The sequence below is a fragment of the Arthrobacter sp. B0316-5-4 genome (genome assembly GCF_059090325.1).
This window is the reverse complement of record NZ_JBNHFN010000001.1, coordinates 543,103-558,884: the sequence shown is the minus strand read 5'-3', so window position 1 is coordinate 558,884 and position 15,782 is coordinate 543,103. Positions and strand designations below refer to the sequence as shown.

The window sequence follows — 15,782 nt, the reverse complement described above, 5'->3', positions numbered from 1 at the left end:
TTGACGAAGGACCCTGAACATAGGGCGGCCGGCGCAGGTGAACGAAGCAAGTCTCCACGGATCAAACTGTGTTGAGCCAAGCCCCGTGCATCTGCGCGGGGCGTTTTTAGTTTTAGCTCTCGTGAGCGGGGACCCGGAAGACCGGCTTTTATCCCCGGAAGGAGGGTTATGACAACGCCTAGCAAGGTCTCCGCAGTTGCAGAGATCACCAACGATTTCAAGGAATCGAACGCGGCTGTCCTGACCGAATACCGCGGGCTCACTGTTGCACAGCTCAAGGAACTGCGTGTTGCGCTCGGCCAGGACACCAAGTTCTCGGTCGTCAAGAACACCCTGAGCGCTATTGCAGCCAAGGAAGCTGGAGTTGAAGCATTCAACGATCAGCTTGCTGGCCCCACTGCAATCGCCTTCATCAAGGGTGACGCTGTTGCTGCTGCCAAGAGCCTGACGGACTTTGCCAAGGCCAACAAGCAGCTGGTTATCAAGACCGGCGTCTTCGAAGGCAAGGCATTGGACGCAGCAGGAGTTGCCGCACTGGCAGCCCTCGAGTCCCGCGAACTGCAGCTTGCCCGTGTTGCTGGTGTCCTCAAGGCTCCTGCATCCGCTGCTGCACGCATCATCGACGCTCTGCGCCTCAAGCTTGAAGAAGAGGGCGGCGCATCTGCACCGGCCGCTGAAGAAGCCCCGGCCGCCGAAGAGGCTGCTGCTGAAGAGGTTGCGGCTCCGGCCGAAGCCGCTGAAGCTGCAACCGAAGAGAACTAAGTTCTCCCCTCAATCAAACTCTGGTGCATGGACCGGTTTAGCCCGGACCTGCACCAACTAATGGAAGGACGCCACCATGGCGAAGCTCAGCAACGAAGAGCTCATTGAAGCTTTCAAGGAACTGACCATCATCGAGCTCTCCGAGTTCGTCAAGCTCTTCGAAGAGACCTTCGAAGTTACGGCTGCTGCTGTTGCAGTTGCTGGCCCCGCTGCCGGCGGTGCTGCTGAAGCTGCTGAAGAGAAGACCGAATTCGACGTCGTTCTCGAAGCTGCTGGCGACAAGAAGATCGCAGTGATCAAGGAAGTTCGCGCCATCACCTCCCTCGGCCTCAAGGAAGCCAAGGACCTGGTTGACAGCGCACCGAAGGCTGTTCTCGAAGGCGCCACCAAGGAAGCCGCAGAGAAGGCAAAGGCTCAGCTCGAAGAAGCTGGCGCAACGGTTACCCTCAAGTAACTCGTTCTTGCTTGTGGAAGCCCCGCCCGTTCCGTCAAAGGAGCCGGGCGGGGCTTCCTGCTTTAAACACCTAGGAGGGTTCGCTGATGTCCGCTACGGTGGCCCCGAGTGCTGCCGTGAGAGCGTCGGCGTCCACGAAAGCGCTGCGTCCATGCGCACCTGCGCCCATGGAGATCCGGCGCCCCGTAATGGTGGCGTCCGCATACACGGGCCACGCCGTGGTACTGCCCAGGGGCGTGATGGTTCCGCGTTCGTAGCCGGTTGCAGCCAGGGCCACGTCGGCGTGGGGGAGCGAGAGCTTGTTGACTCCCACCAACGCCCGCAGCTTTGGCCAGGATATCTGGCGATCTCCCGGGATGAGCGCGAACAGGAAGCTGCCGTCGCGGTGTTTTACCACCAATGACTTCACGATGTCGGCGGGGCTGATGCCCAGGATGCCGGCCGCCTCTTCAAGGCTGTTGGCGGCGGGACGTTCGACGACGTCGACGTCCAGTCCGCGGGCGGCGGCATCGTTCAGGAAGCGCTCGGCTCCGTCCATCACTTTCCCAGTCATGCTGTGTCCTCTCAGTCGCGGTACAGGAGGAGGGCTTCGCCCTGCCCGCCGCCACCGCACAGCGAAACGGCCGCCTTGCCCGTTCCCCTGCGCTTGAGCTCGTGGGCTGCGTGGAGGGCCAGCCTCGCGCCGGACGCGCCGATGGGGTGCCCCAGTGCGATGGCACCGCCGTGGATGTTGCACTTTTCCAGCGGATAGCGGAGGTCCTTCAGGGACTGGACGGCCACCGAACCGAACGCTTCATTGATCTCGATGAAGTCGAGGTCCTCTGCTGTCCAACCTGCCCGCTTCAGGGCTTGGGCGATGGCATTCGACGGCTGGGAGTGCAGCGAGTTGTCGGGTCCGGCTACCTGGCCGGGCTTGCCCACCACAGCCAGGTACTCCAAGCCGTTGTCCTCGGCGAAGCGGCGACTTGCCAGCACCAGTGCGGAGGCGCCGTCGGACAGGGGAGAGGAATTCCCTGCGGTGATGGTGCCGTCGGTGGCGAAAGCGGCCTTGAGTGGAGCCAGTGTTTCAACAGTGGTGTTGGGCCGCACGCCTTCGTCCGTGGTGAGCACCACCGGCTCGCCCTTGCGCTGCTTCACTCTGACCGGCGCAATTTCGACGTCGAACGTTCCGTCGGCGATCGCGGCGGCGGCCCGCTGGTGTGAAGCTGCGGCAACCTCGTCCTGGGAGGTGCGGTCAATGCCCAGGGTGACGTTCTTGGTTTCGGTGGAAAGACCCATGGACTGGCCATCGAAGGCGTCTGTGAGGCCGTCGTGAGCGGCGACGTCCAGGGCTTGGATTGCCCCGTAGGTCCACCCTTGCCGGGATCCCGGCAGGAGGTGGGGTGCGCGGGTCATGGATTCCTGGCCGCCGGCAACCACCACGGTGGCGTCCCCGCTGCGGATCATGCGCGCGGCATCGATCACCGCAGTCAAGCCGGAGAGGCACACCTTGTTGATGGTCACGGCCGGGATATTCCACCCAATGCCCGCAGCGATGGCGCTCTGGCGGGCGGGGTTCTGCCCGGCGCCGGCCTGCAGGACCTGGCCCATGATAACGGCGTCCACCTGTTCGGCTTTGGCGCCGCTGGCCGCGAGGGCGGCCGTTATGGCGTGTGCGCCAAGGTCGACGGCGGTGAAGCCCGCCAGTTGCCCGTTGAGCCGACCCTGTGGGGTGCGGGAAGCGGCAAGGATGACAACATCATTGTCGTCAGCGGAGTTGGTCATGGTCTCTCTTCCGATCCGGGAGTGGTGTAGCAAGGCTATCGCGGGCAAGCGTGAACCTACCCCCTTCAACGATGGTGGCCTTCGCGGCATTCCAAGGGCAGGTAGGTGCCTGCAGCAACGGTGCTTGCAATCACGGACGATCTGGGGTAGACAGGAAGGCTGCTTTGCCGTATTGTAGATATTTGCGTCTTCCCTGTTAACCTTCAGCCTTCATATAGCGGTGGGCTTTACCTCTCAGCTGCGCCATTGACGTGCCGTTCCTTAACGTGCACTGCCTTGCGTAGGCTGGGTCCGGGTCATATAGCGGAACCGGAACAAGTATCCTGCGGAGCACTCTGCGGGATGCAAACGGGGGAGATCTGAAAACGCCTGAAGGTCTGTGGAAGGATCCCTCTTGGTCGCCTCGAGCACCTCTAATAACGAAACCGCTAACACGGCAAGCACCGATGGTGCCACCCGCCGCCTCTCATTCGCAAAGATTCACGAACCCCTTGATGTTCCGAATCTTCTCGCCCTGCAGACGGACAGCTTTGACTGGCTCGTCGGAAACGAACGCTGGCAGGCGCGGGTAGCGAAGGCTGTCGAGGAGGGCGACCTCAGCGTCGCCACCACCTCCGGACTTGCCGACATCTTCGAAGAGATCTCCCCCATCGAGGACTTCCAGGGCACCATGTCCCTGAGCTTCTCCGAGCCGGAGTTCGCTGACCCGAAGTACACCATGGCCGAATGTAAAGACCGTGACGCCACCTACTCGGCCCCGCTGTACGTCAAGGCCGAGTTCATGAACAACAACACGGGCGAAATCAAGCAGCAGACCGTGTTCATGGGCGACTTCCCCCTCATGACTGAGAAGGGCACGTTCGTCGTCAACGGCACCGAGCGTGTCGTCGTCTCCCAGCTGGTCCGTTCGCCGGGCGCCTACTTTGAGCGCACCGCAGACAAGACCAGTGACAAGGACATCTTCACTGCGAAGATCATCCCGTCCCGTGGTGCATGGTTCGAACTCGAAATCGACAAGCGCGACCAGGTCGGCGTTCGTCTTGACCGTAAGCGCAAGCAGTCGGTAACTGTTCTCCTGAAGGCACTCGGCTGGACCGAAGGCCAGATCCTGGAAGAGTTCGGCCAGTACGACTCCATGCGTGCAACGCTGGAGAAGGACGCCACCGAAACCCGCGAAGACGCCCTTCTGGACATCTACCGCAAGCTGCGCCCGGGCGAGCCGCCCACAGTCGAGGCTGCCCAGTCCCTGCTGGACAACCTGTACTTCAACGCCAAGCGCTACGATCTGGCCAAGGTTGGCCGCTACAAGATCAACCGCAAGCTCGGCATCGACCGCTCCCTTGGCGACAAGGAAGCTTCGGTCCTGCACGTTGAAGACATCGTTGCCATGATCAAGTTCCTCGTTGCGCTCCACGCCGGCGAGAAGACCCTCATGGGCAAGCGCGATGGTGAAGACCACGAGCTTCGCGTCGACATCGACGACATCGACCACTTCGGCAACCGTCGCATCCGCGCCGTCGGCGAACTGATCGAGAACCAGGTCCGCACTGGCCTCTCCCGCATGGAACGCGTCGTTCGCGAACGCATGACCACGCAGGACGTCGAAGCCATTACGCCGCAGACGCTGATCAACATCCGTCCCGTTGTCGCAGCCATCAAGGAGTTCTTCGGAACGTCCCAGCTGTCACAGTTCATGGACCAGAACAACCCGCTTTCGGGTTTGACCCACAAGCGCCGCCTGTCGGCTCTTGGCCCGGGTGGTCTGTCCCGTGACCGTGCAGGCATGGAAGTCCGAGACGTTCACCCGTCCCACTACGGACGTATGTGCCCCATCGAAACCCCTGAAGGCCCGAACATTGGTCTGATCGGTTCGTTGGCTTCCTACGGCCGCATCAACCCGTTCGGCTTCATCGAGACGCCGTACCGTTTGGTGTCCGAAGGTGTCGTTTCGGACGAGGTCCAGTACCTGACCGCCGACGACGAAGCAGAGGTCCTGATCGCACAGGCCAACGCTCCGCTTGACGCTGACAAGAAGTTCTCCGAAGAGACCGTCCTTGTCCGTGCCCGTGGTGGTGGAGGCGAGCCCGTTCTGGTTCCCGCTGCAGACGTTCAGTTCATGGACGTTTCCCCGCGCCAGATGGTGTCCGTGGCAACCGCCCTGATCCCGTTCCTCGAGCATGACGATGCAAACCGCGCACTCATGGGTGCCAACATGCAGCGCCAGGCCGTGCCGCTGGTCCGTTCCGAGGCTCCCTTCGTGGGCACCGGCATGGAGCGCGCAGCAGCCGTCGACGCCGGTGACGTTGTCATCGCGAAGAAGGCAGGTGTGGTCACCGAGGTTTCCGCCGAGCTCGTTGTCATGATCAACGACGACGGTACCGAGACCAACTACCGCATCAACAAGTTCGCCCGTTCCAACCAGGGCAACTGCTACAACCACCGCGTCCTGGTCAACGAAGGCCAGCGCCTGGAAGTTGGCGGCATCATCGCTGACGGTCCCGCAACGGACCAGGGTGAGCTTGCCCTCGGTAAGAACCTGCTCGTGGCATTCATGTCATGGGAAGGCCACAACTTCGAGGACGCCATCATCCTGTCGCAGCGCATTGTTGCTGAGGATGTTCTTTCCTCCATCCACATCGAGGAGCACGAAATTGATGCCCGCGACACCAAGCTTGGTGCCGAGGAAATCACCCGTGACATCCCCAACGTGTCCGAGGAAGTCCTGGCAGGCCTGGACGAGCGTGGCATCATCCACATCGGTGCCGAGGTTGAAGCAGGCGACATCCTGGTAGGTAAGGTCACCCCCAAGGGTGAAACCGAACTGACCCCGGAAGAGCGCCTCCTCCGCGCCATCTTCGGTGAGAAGTCCCGCGAAGTCCGTGACACCTCCCTGAAGGTTCCCCACGGCGAGTCCGGTACGGTCATCGGCGTGCGCGTCTTCGACCGCGACAACGACGACGAACTGCCCCCGGGCGTGAACCAGCTGGTACGCGTCTACGTTGCAGCCAAGCGTAAGATCACCGACGGCGACAAGCTCGCCGGCCGTCACGGCAACAAGGGTGTTATCTCCAAGATCCTCCCGATCGAGGACATGCCCTTCCTTGCAGACGGTACCCCGGTGGACATCGTCCTGAACCCGCTTGGTGTTCCGGGTCGAATGAACGTTGGCCAGGTCCTGGAAACCCACCTCGGTTGGGTTGCCAAGACCGGTTGGAAGATCGAAGGCGAGCCGGAATGGGTCAAGAACCTGCCGAACCTGCCCCGTGAAACCGGCCAGACCACCGTTGCCACCCCGGTGTTCGATGGCGCCCGTGAAGAAGAAATCACTGGCCTGCTCGACTCCACCAATGTGACCCGCGACGGCGACCGCCTGATCGACTCCTCCGGCAAGACCCGTCTGTTCGACGGCCGCTCCGGCGAGCCGTTCCCGGACCCGATCTCCGTCGGTTACATGTACATCCTGAAGCTCCACCACTTGGTGGACGACAAGATCCACGCGCGCTCCACCGGCCCGTACTCCATGATCACGCAGCAGCCGCTGGGTGGTAAGGCTCAGTTCGGTGGCCAGCGCTTCGGTGAAATGGAAGTGTGGGCGCTCGAAGCTTACGGTGCCGCTTACACGCTTCAGGAACTCCTCACGATCAAGTCGGATGACATTCACGGTCGTGTGAAGGTCTACGAAGCCATCGTCAAGGGCGAGAACATCCCTGAGCCTGGCGTTCCCGAGTCCTTCAAGGTCTTGATCAAGGAAATGCAGTCGTTGTGCCTGAACGTGGAAGTTCTTTCCACCGACGGAACCACGATCGAAATGCGTGACTCTGATGACGCAGTCTTCACGGCTGCGGAAGAACTGGGCATCGATCTGTCTCGTGCAGAGCCCAGTTCCGTAGAAGAGGTTTAGCAGCTGTTCCGGCGGACAGTTCATCAGGACTGCCCGCCGGAACAGCTCCCTCTTCCCGTAACCAAGACTTCAGAATTTAGAGAACAAGAGAGAACAGGGACCATATGTCCAGCGAATCCTCCTTCGGCCTCATGCAGATCGGCCTCGCCACCGCGGAAGACATCCGCGGATGGTCTTACGGTGAGGTCAAGAAGCCGGAAACCATCAACTACCGCACCCTCAAGCCTGAGAAGGACGGACTCTTCTGCGAGAAGATCTTCGGACCGTCCCGCGACTGGGAATGCTACTGCGGTAAGTACAAGCGCGTCCGCTTCAAGGGCATCATCTGCGAGCGTTGTGGCGTTGAAGTCACCCGCGCCAAGGTGCGCCGTGAGCGCATGGGCCACATCGAACTGGCTGCGCCTGTAACCCACATCTGGTACTTCAAGGGCGTTCCCTCGCGCTTGGGCTACCTTTTGGACCTGGCACCGAAGGACCTTGAGAAGGTCATCTACTTCGCTGCCTACATGATCACAAGCGTTGACACGGAAAGCCGTCACGCCGAACTGCCGAACCTCCAGGTTGAGCATGACCTCGAGAAGAAGCAGATGGTGGACAACCGCGACAGCGACATCGCCACGATCGCCCGCGACCTTGAGGACGAGCTTGCCCGTCTTGAAGGCGAAGGCGCCAAGGCTGCCGACAAGAAGAAGGCCCGCGACTCCGCTGACCGCCAGATGGCGAACGTCCGCAAGCGCGCCGACGCCGACATCGAGCGCCTCGAGCAGGTCTGGGACCGCTTCAAGAACCTTAAGGTCGCCGACCTTGAAGGTGATGAAGGCCTTTACCGCGAACTGCGCGACCGTTACGGCCTGTACTTCGAAGGCTCCATGGGTGCGGAGGCAATCAAGAAGCGCCTTGAGACCTTCGACATGCAGGCTGAGGCTGAGTCACTGCGCGACACCATCCAGAACGGCAAGGGCCAGCGCAAGACGCGTGCCCTGAAGCGCCTGAAGGTTGTCAACGCGTTCCTGACCACCAACAACAGCCCGCTCGGCATGGTTCTCGACGCCGTCCCGGTGATCCCGCCGGAACTGCGCCCGATGGTCCAGCTGGACGGTGGCCGCTTCGCGACCTCCGACCTCAACGACCTCTACCGTCGTGTGATCAACCGCAACAACCGACTCAAGCGCCTGCTTGACCTCGGTGCTCCGGAGATCATCGTCAACAACGAGAAGCGCATGCTTCAGGAAGCTGTTGACAGCCTCTTCGACAACGGTCGTCGTGGCCGTCCGGTAACGGGTCCGGGCAACCGCCCGCTGAAGTCCCTGAGCGACATGCTCAAGGGCAAGCAGGGTCGTTTCCGCCAGAACCTCCTCGGCAAGCGCGTTGACTACTCCGGCCGTTCGGTCATCGTCGTCGGCCCGCAGCTGAAGCTGCACCAGTGTGGTCTGCCCAAGCAGATGGCCCTGGAGCTCTTCAAGCCGTTCGTGATGAAGCGCCTGGTTGACCTCAACCACGCCCAGAACATCAAGTCGGCGAAGCGCATGGTGGAGCGTTACCGTCCGCAGGTCTGGGACGTGCTCGAAGAGATCATCACCGAACACCCGGTGCTGCTCAACCGTGCACCTACCCTGCACCGCCTCGGTATCCAGGCGTTCGAACCGCAGCTTGTTGAAGGCAAGGCCATCCAGCTTCACCCGCTGGTTTGTGGTGCCTTCAACGCTGACTTCGACGGTGACCAGATGGCAGTCCACCTGCCGCTGAGCCCCGAAGCCCAGGCCGAAGCACGCATCCTGATGCTGTCCTCGAACAACATCCTGAAGCCGTCCGACGGTCGTCCGGTAACCCTGCCTTCGCAGGATATGATCATCGGCCTGTACCACCTGACCACCAAGCGCGTCGGTTCTGCCGGCGAGGGCCGCATCTTCTCCTCGGTTTCGGAAGCGATCATGGCGTACGACGCCCGTGACCTGCACCTGAACTCCCAGGTCAAGATCCGCCTTGACGACTTCGTGCCGTACGCCGGTTGGGAAGCTCCGGAAGGTTGGGAGCCCGGTCAGCCGGCTCTCGTCGAAACCTCCCTGGGCCAGGTCATCTTCAACCAGACCCTGCCCGAGGATTACCCGTGGGTTGAGGCTGTTGCTGATAAGGGCGAACTGTCCCGGATCGTCAACGACCTCGCTGAGCGCTACCCGAAGGTTGTTACGGCGGCAACGCTGGATAACCTGAAGGACGCCGGTTTCTACTGGGCCACCCGTTCGGGTGTCACGGTTGCCATCTCCGACATCGAGGTACCGACGTCGAAGCCTGCCATCCTGGCCGGTTACGAGGCCATGGCTGCCAAGATCCAGGGCCAGTACGACAAGGGCCTGATCGACGACGACGAGCGTCGCCAGGAACTGATCGAGATCTGGAACAAGGCAACCAACGAGATCGCCCAGGCGATGCGCGACAGCCTGTCCCCGATGAACACCATCAACCGCATGGTGTCCTCCGGTGCACGTGGTAACTGGATGCAGGTCCGCCAGATCGCGGGTATCCGTGGTCTTGTGGCCAACCCTAAGGGTGAGATCATCCCGCGTCCGATCAAGTCCTCCTACCGCGAGGGCCTGTCGGTGCTGGAATACTTCATCGCCACGCACGGTGCCCGTAAGGGTCTGGCCGATACCGCTCTCCGTACCGCCAACTCGGGTTACCTGACCCGTCGTCTGGTGGATGTTTCGCAGGACGTCATTGTCCGCGAAGAGGACTGCGGTACCGAGCGCGGCCTGGTCACTCCGATCGCAGTGCCGGACGCCAACGGTGAGCTCGTCATGGACGAGAACGTCGAGAACAGCGCCTACGCACGTACGCTGGCTGTCGACGTCGTCGATGCCCAGGGCAATGTCCTGGCTGCCGGCGGCACCGACTGTGGTGACGTTGTCATCGACCAGCTGCTTGCTGCAGGCATCACCGAGGTCAAGGTCCGCTCCGTACTCACCTGTGAGTCCAAGGTCGGTACCTGTGCACTTTGCTACGGCCGTTCGTTGGCTACGGGCAAGACCGTGGACATCGGTGAGGCCGTGGGCATCATCGCCGCACAGTCCATCGGTGAGCCGGGTACCCAGCTGACCATGCGTACGTTCCACACCGGTGGTGCTGTTTCCGCCGGTGGTGGCGACGACATCACCCAGGGTCTGCCCCGTATCCAGGAGCTCTTCGAAGCCCGTACTCCGAAGGGTGTCGCACCGATTGCTGAAGCAGCCGGCCGCATCACCATCGAAGAGTCCGAGCGCCAGATGCGCCTGGTCATCACTCCGGACGATGGTTCCGAAGAGATTGCCTACCCGGTGCTGCGCCGTTCACGTCTCCTCATCGAGGATGGCGAGCACGTCAGCGTCGGCCAGAAGCTGATCAACGGTCCTGTGGACCCGAAGCAGGTTCTGCGCATCATGGGTCCGCGTGCTGCACAGAAGTTCCTTGTGGACGAAGTACAGGGCGTTTACCGCAGCCAGGGTATTGGTATCCACGACAAGCACGTCGAGGTTATCGTCCGCCAGATGCTGCGCCGCGTGACCGTCATCGAATCCGGCGACTCCGACCTGCTCCCCGGTGAGCTGGCAGAGCGCTCCCGCTTCGAGGACGAGAACCGCCGCGTCGTGTCCGAGGGCAAGGCACCGGCTTCCGGCCGTCCGGAACTCATGGGTATCACCAAGGCTTCCTTGGCTACCGAGTCCTGGCTGTCGGCTGCTTCCTTCCAGGAAACCACCCGCGTCCTGACGCAGGCGGCCATGGAAGGCAAGAGCGATCCCCTGCTCGGCCTCAAGGAAAACGTCATCATCGGTAAGCTCATCCCGGCTGGTACGGGTCTGCCCCGCTACACAGAGGTCACTGTGGAGCCGACGGAAGAAGCAAAGGCAAGCCTGTTCACGGGCCCCAGCGCTTTCACCGACTTCTCCTATGACGCCCTGGGCGGCGACGGTGCTCCCGAGTTCCACGCCATCCCGCTGGATGATTACGATCTCGGCAACGACTTCCGCTGAAATTTCCCGGCAGTAGTCAGTGACTGAACGGTCAGGCCCCGCACTTTCGAGTGCGGGGCCTGACCCGTTAACGGCGTCTTCCGCTGGGGTAACCCGGGGGAGTGGAGGACGACGGCGGCGGCCGGCTTCCGCCGTCGTCCTCCATACACCCGATTAAGGTGCGAGATCAAGCCGTGCTAGACTTTTGGTAATTGTTCTGTGTGGCAGTGGATGAAGGCCGCCGCAGCATCATTTTGGTTTTGTTCTCATGGTGCTGGGTGTGGAGCCTGTTTCCGGGTTGCGGGCAACATGCGCAACGAATGCCGCACTTTTGCACGCCTACCGGAGTTTCGGCCGGCTGCACGAGCAACGCCAAAGTTCCCACGTTTACACCGGCTGGCGCCGTTGTGTGGGGGCAGAGATCAAACAACGGAGAACACGAAAGTGCCTACGATTAACCAGCTGGTCCGCAAGGGCCGCACGCCGAAGGTCTCCAAGACCAAGGCTCCCGCGCTGAAGGGCAGCCCGATGCGCCGCGGTGTTTGCACCCGCGTTTACACCACCACCCCCAAGAAGCCGAACTCGGCTCTTCGTAAGGTGGCACGTGTGCGCCTCAACGGTGGCGTTGAAGTTACCGCCTACATCCCCGGTGTTGGCCACAACCTCCAGGAGCACTCCATCGTGCTCGTCCGTGGTGGTCGTGTGAAGGACCTTCCGGGTGTCCGCTACAAGATCGTCCGCGGCGCACTCGACACCCAGGGTGTCAAGAACCGCAAGCAGGCCCGCAGCCGTTACGGCGCAAAGATGGAGAAGAAGTAATATGCCTCGCAAGGGTCCGGCCCCGAAGCGGCCGCTAGTTTCCGATCCCGTTTACGGCTCCCCGTTGGTCACGCAGCTGATCAACAAGGTTCTGGTTGACGGCAAGAAGTCCACCGCAGAGCGCATCGTTTACGGCGCACTCGAAGGTGCACGTGCCAAGTCCGGCGGCGACCCCGTTGCCGCCCTCAAGAAGGCCATGGACAACGTCAAGCCTTCCCTCGAGGTGCGTTCACGCCGTGTTGGTGGCGCCACCTACCAGGTTCCGGTTGAGGTCAAGCCGGGTCGCTCCACCGCCCTCGCTCTGCGTTGGCTCGTGGGCTACTCCAAGGCCCGCCGGGAGAAGACCATGACCGAGCGTCTCCAGAACGAAATCCTGGATGCCTCCAATGGTCTTGGTGCCGCTGTGAAGCGTCGCGAAGACACCCACAAGATGGCCGAGTCCAACAAGGCCTTCGCACACTACCGCTGGTAAAAACTTTCCGGACGCCGCCGGCTCACTGAGCCGGCGGCGAACGTGTAGTCCATCCGAAAGGGAGACCCCGTGGCACAGGACGTGCTTACCGACCTTAATAAGGTCCGCAACATCGGCATCATGGCCCACATCGATGCCGGCAAGACCACCACTACCGAGCGCATCCTGTTCTACACGGGTGTGAACCACAAGATCGGCGAGACGCACGACGGCGCTTCGACGACTGACTGGATGGAACAGGAAAAGGAACGCGGCATCACCATCACGTCTGCCGCCGTGACTTGCTTCTGGGACAAGAACCAGATCAACATCATCGACACCCCGGGCCACGTTGACTTCACGGTTGAGGTTGAGCGCTCCTTGCGCGTCCTCGACGGTGCAGTTGCAGTGTTCGACGGCAAGGAAGGCGTGGAGCCGCAGTCCGAGACTGTTTGGCGCCAGGCTGACAAGTACAACGTTCCGCGTATCTGCTTCGTCAACAAGATGGACAAGTTGGGTGCTGACTTCTACTTCACCGTAGACACCATCATCTCCCGCCTTGGTGCCAAGCCGCTGGTAATGCAGCTGCCTATCGGTGCCGAGAACGACTTCATCGGTGTCGTCGACCTCCTCGAAATGCGTGCCCTGGTTTGGCCTGGCGACGCTAAGGGTGACGTCACCATGGGTGCTTCCTACGAAGTACAGGAAATCCCGGCGGACCTCCAGGCCAAGGCCGAGGAGTACCGTGCACAGCTCGTTGAGACTGTGGCCGAGTCTTCCGAAGAACTCATGGAGAAGTACCTCGAAGGTGAAGAACTCACCCTCGAAGAGATCAAAGCCGGCATCCGCAAGATGACCATCAACTCTGAGCTCTACCCGGTCTTCTGTGGTTCTGCCTTCAAGAACCGCGGCGTTCAGCCGATGCTGGATGCTGTTGTCGACTTCCTGCCGAACCCGCTCGACGTCCCGCCGATGATCGGTCACGATCCCCGCGACGAAGAGAAGGAACTGACCCGCAAGCCTTCTGCAGACGAGCCGTTCTCGGCCCTCGCCTTCAAGATTGCTGCGCACCCGTTCTTCGGCCAGCTGACCTTCGTTCGCGTGTACTCCGGTCACGTCGAAGCCGGTGCCCAGGTGGTTAACTCCACCAAGGGCAAGAAGGAACGTATCGGCAAGCTGTTCCAGATGCACGCCAACAAGGAAATGCCCGTCGAGGGCGCTACCGCCGGCCACATCTACGCAGCTATCGGTCTGAAGGACACCACCACGGGCGATACCCTGTGCGATGCCAACAACCAGATCGTCCTCGAGTCCATGAGCTTCCCGGAGCCCGTGATCTCGGTTGCCATCGAGCCCAACACCAAGGGTGACCAGGAGAAGCTCTCCACGGCCATCCAGAAGCTCTCCGCTGAGGACCCGACCTTCCAGGTCTCCCTCAACGAAGACACGGGCCAGACCATCATCGCCGGCATGGGCGAGCTCCACCTGGACATCCTGGTGGACCGCATGCGCCGCGAATTCAAGGTCGAGGCAAACGTTGGCAAGCCGCAGGTTGCTTACCGCGAAACCATCAAGCGCGCCGTCGAGCGCCTTGACTACACGCACAAGAAGCAGACCGGTGGTTCGGGTCAGTTCGCTAAGATCCAGATCGCGATCGAGCCCATGGACACCGCTTCAGGCGAGCTGTACGCGTTCGAGAACAAGGTCACTGGTGGCCGCGTTCCGCGCGAGTACATCCCGTCGGTTGACGCCGGTATCCAGGATGCACTGAACGACGGCGTCCTGGCCGGTTACCCGGTTGTCGGCATCAAGGCCACGCTGATTGATGGCGCGTCCCACGATGTTGACTCCTCGGAAATGGCGTTCAAGATCGCCGGACGTATGGCTTTCAAGGAAGCTGCACGCAAGGCGAACCCTGTTCTGCTCGAACCGCTGATGGATGTTGAGGTCCGCACACCTGAGGAATACATGGGTGATGTTATTGGTGACCTGAACGCCCGCCGTGGCCAGATGCAGTCCATGGAGGACGCAGCAGGTGTGAAGGTTATCCGTGCACACGTTCCGCTGTCCGGCATGTTCGGCTACATCGGCGACCTGCGGTCCAAGACCCAGGGTCGTGCTGTGTACTCCATGACGTTCAACAGCTACGCGGAGGTCCCGAAGGCAGTAGCCGACGAGATCATCCAGAAAACCCGCGGCGAGTAATCTCCCGGTAACGGATGCAATTCCGGTCCCGGGAAGGCATCTAAGCGTCTGAGGCGGGGCTGCGGCGGAAGCTGCAGCCCGGCCCCTGCGCAAACAGGCTCTAGGAACTAAGATTGGTTCCTGAATCTGCAATTTCACCAAAACCAAGCCCCCAAGTAGACTTGCTAAAGTTTCTGCCGCGAAAAGCGCGGCCGAGGAGCACTTCACTTGAAATCGTTCTAGGAGGAACCTGTGGCAAAGGCAAAGTTCGAGCGGACTAAGCCGCACGTCAACATCGGCACCATTGGTCACGTTGACCACGGTAAGACGACGCTGACTGCCGCCATTTCCAAGGTGCTGTACGACCAGTACCCGGATCTCAACGAGCAGCGCGACTTCGCGTCGATCGACTCCGCTCCGGAAGAGCGCCAGCGCGGTATTACCATCAACATCTCCCACGTGGAGTACCAGACCGAGAAGCGCCACTACGCACACGTAGACGCCCCCGGTCACGCTGACTACATCAAGAACATGATCACCGGTGCTGCCCAGATGGACGGCGCAATCCTCGTGGTTGCCGCAACCGATGGTCCGATGGCTCAGACCCGTGAGCACGTTCTGCTCGCCCGCCAGGTTGGTGTTCCCTACCTGCTGGTCGCACTGAACAAGTCCGACATGGTTGATGACGAAGAACTCCTCGACCTCGTCGAAATGGAAGTTCGTGAGCTCCTGAGCTCGCAGGGCTTCGATGGCGATGAGGCTCCGGTTGTTCGCGTTTCCGGTCTCAAGGCTCTGGAAGGCGACCCGGTTTGGGTCAAGTCCGTTCAGGACCTGATGGCAGCTGTCGACGAGTCCGTTCCGGACCCCGTACGTGACCGCGACAAGCCGTTCCTGATGCCGATCGAAGACGTCTTCACGATCACCGGTCGTGGCACCGTTGTAACGGGCCGCGCCGAGCGTGGAACCCTCGCCATCAACTCCGAGGTCGAGATCGTCGGCATCCGCCCGGTCCAGAAGACCACGGTTACCGGTATCGAGATGTTCCACAAGCAGCTCGACGAAGCATGGGCCGGCGAGAACTGTGGCCTCCTGCTCCGCGGTCTCAAGCGCGACGATGTCGAGCGTGGCCAGGTTGTCGTCAAGCCGGGTTCCATCACCCCGCACACCGACTTCGAGGCTAACGTCTACATCCTGTCCAAGGACGAAGGCGGACGTCACAACCCGTTCTACTCCAACTACCGCCCGCAGTTCTACTTCCGCACCACGGACGTAACCGGCGTTATCACCCTGCCGGAAGGCACGGAAATGGTTATGCCTGGCGACAACACTGAGATGACCGTTGCGCTCATCCAGCCGATCGCTATGGAAGAGGGCCTCGGCTTCGCTATCCGCGAAGGCGGCCGCACCGTTGGTTCGGGACGTGTCACCAGCATCATCAAGTAGTTCCTACTTGTAGATCTGTGA

10 protein-coding genes are annotated in these 15,782 nt (G+C 61.3%); 8 read left to right on the top strand and 2 right to left on the bottom strand.

The features are described from left to right. Positions 1-168: 168 nt before the first annotated feature. Entirely contained in the window at positions 169-762 is a 594-nt protein-coding gene (gene rplJ, locus AC5RU9_RS02580; RefSeq protein ID WP_062073190.1) for a 50S ribosomal protein L10, read from the top strand. A 76-nt stretch (positions 763-838) separates the two neighbouring features. Beyond that, positions 839-1,216, top strand: a complete 378-nt coding sequence (gene rplL / locus AC5RU9_RS02575) for a 50S ribosomal protein L7/L12 (protein ID WP_011775604.1) — start codon at positions 839-841, stop codon at positions 1,214-1,216. 70 nt (positions 1,217-1,286) lie between these two features. Here the strand turns inward: rplL and AC5RU9_RS02570 are convergent, their stop codons facing one another. Both AC5RU9_RS02570 and AC5RU9_RS02565 read right to left on the bottom strand, forming a co-directional pair. Continuing rightward, positions 1,287-1,769 (bottom strand): aminoacyl-tRNA deacylase, encoded by a 483-nt coding sequence (locus AC5RU9_RS02570; protein ID WP_494015197.1) that lies wholly within the window; start codon positions 1,767-1,769, stop codon positions 1,287-1,289. A gap of 11 nt (positions 1,770-1,780) precedes the next feature. Beyond that, positions 1,781-2,980 carry an acetyl-CoA C-acetyltransferase gene (locus AC5RU9_RS02565; protein ID WP_494015196.1) on the bottom strand — a complete coding sequence of 400 codons (1,200 nt, stop codon included), beginning with the start codon at positions 2,978-2,980 and terminating at the stop codon, positions 1,781-1,783. A 394-nt stretch (positions 2,981-3,374) separates the two neighbouring features. Between AC5RU9_RS02565 and rpoB the strand changes: the two genes are divergently transcribed. The 6 genes from rpoB to tuf all read left to right on the top strand — a co-directional run bounded on the left by rpoB (position 3,375) and on the right by tuf (position 15,761). After that, the gene (rpoB, locus tag AC5RU9_RS02560) at positions 3,375-6,881 is read left to right on the top strand and encodes a DNA-directed RNA polymerase subunit beta (RefSeq protein ID WP_144648597.1); all 3,507 of its coding nucleotides are present in this window, start codon (positions 3,375-3,377) and stop codon (positions 6,879-6,881) included. Between the two features lie 104 nt (positions 6,882-6,985). After that, on the top strand, positions 6,986-10,885 hold the full coding sequence (locus AC5RU9_RS02555) for a DNA-directed RNA polymerase subunit beta' (RefSeq protein ID WP_211712123.1): 3,900 nt from the start codon (positions 6,986-6,988) through the stop codon (positions 10,883-10,885). 423 nt (positions 10,886-11,308) lie between these two features. Next, on the top strand, positions 11,309-11,683 hold the full coding sequence (gene rpsL / locus AC5RU9_RS02550) for a 30S ribosomal protein S12 (RefSeq protein WP_009358312.1): 375 nt from the start codon (positions 11,309-11,311) through the stop codon (positions 11,681-11,683). A 1-nt stretch (position 11,684) separates the two neighbouring features. Beyond that, positions 11,685-12,155 (top strand): 30S ribosomal protein S7, encoded by a 471-nt coding sequence (rpsG, locus tag AC5RU9_RS02545; RefSeq protein WP_003803829.1) that lies wholly within the window; start codon positions 11,685-11,687, stop codon positions 12,153-12,155. Positions 12,156-12,224: 69 nt separating this feature from the next. Continuing rightward, a complete protein-coding gene (gene fusA, locus AC5RU9_RS02540) occupies positions 12,225-14,339 on the top strand; it encodes an elongation factor G (protein ID WP_211712124.1) in 2,115 nt (704 codons plus the stop codon). Between the two features lie 231 nt (positions 14,340-14,570). Then, positions 14,571-15,761 carry an elongation factor Tu gene (tuf, locus tag AC5RU9_RS02535; protein WP_167263535.1) on the top strand — a complete coding sequence of 397 codons (1,191 nt, stop codon included), beginning with the start codon at positions 14,571-14,573 and terminating at the stop codon, positions 15,759-15,761. The last annotated feature ends 21 nt before the right edge of the window (positions 15,762-15,782 follow it).

Bases quoted from the DNA above. Each gene is read 5' to 3' on its own strand.
- rplJ (WP_062073190.1), top strand. From the start codon at position 169: ATGACAACGCCTAGCAAGGTCTCCGCAGTTGCAGAGATCACCAACGAT.
- rplL (WP_011775604.1), top strand. From the start codon at position 839: ATGGCGAAGCTCAGCAACGAAGAGCTCATTGAAGCTTTCAAGGAACTG.
- AC5RU9_RS02570 (WP_494015197.1), bottom strand. From the start codon at position 1,769: ATGACTGGGAAAGTGATGGACGGAGCCGAGCGCTTCCTGAACGATGCC.
- AC5RU9_RS02565 (WP_494015196.1), bottom strand. From the start codon at position 2,980: ATGACCAACTCCGCTGACGACAATGATGTTGTCATCCTTGCCGCTTCC.
- AC5RU9_RS02555 (WP_211712123.1), top strand. From the start codon at position 6,986: ATGTCCAGCGAATCCTCCTTCGGCCTCATGCAGATCGGCCTCGCCACC.
- rpsG (WP_003803829.1), top strand. From the start codon at position 11,685: ATGCCTCGCAAGGGTCCGGCCCCGAAGCGGCCGCTAGTTTCCGATCCC.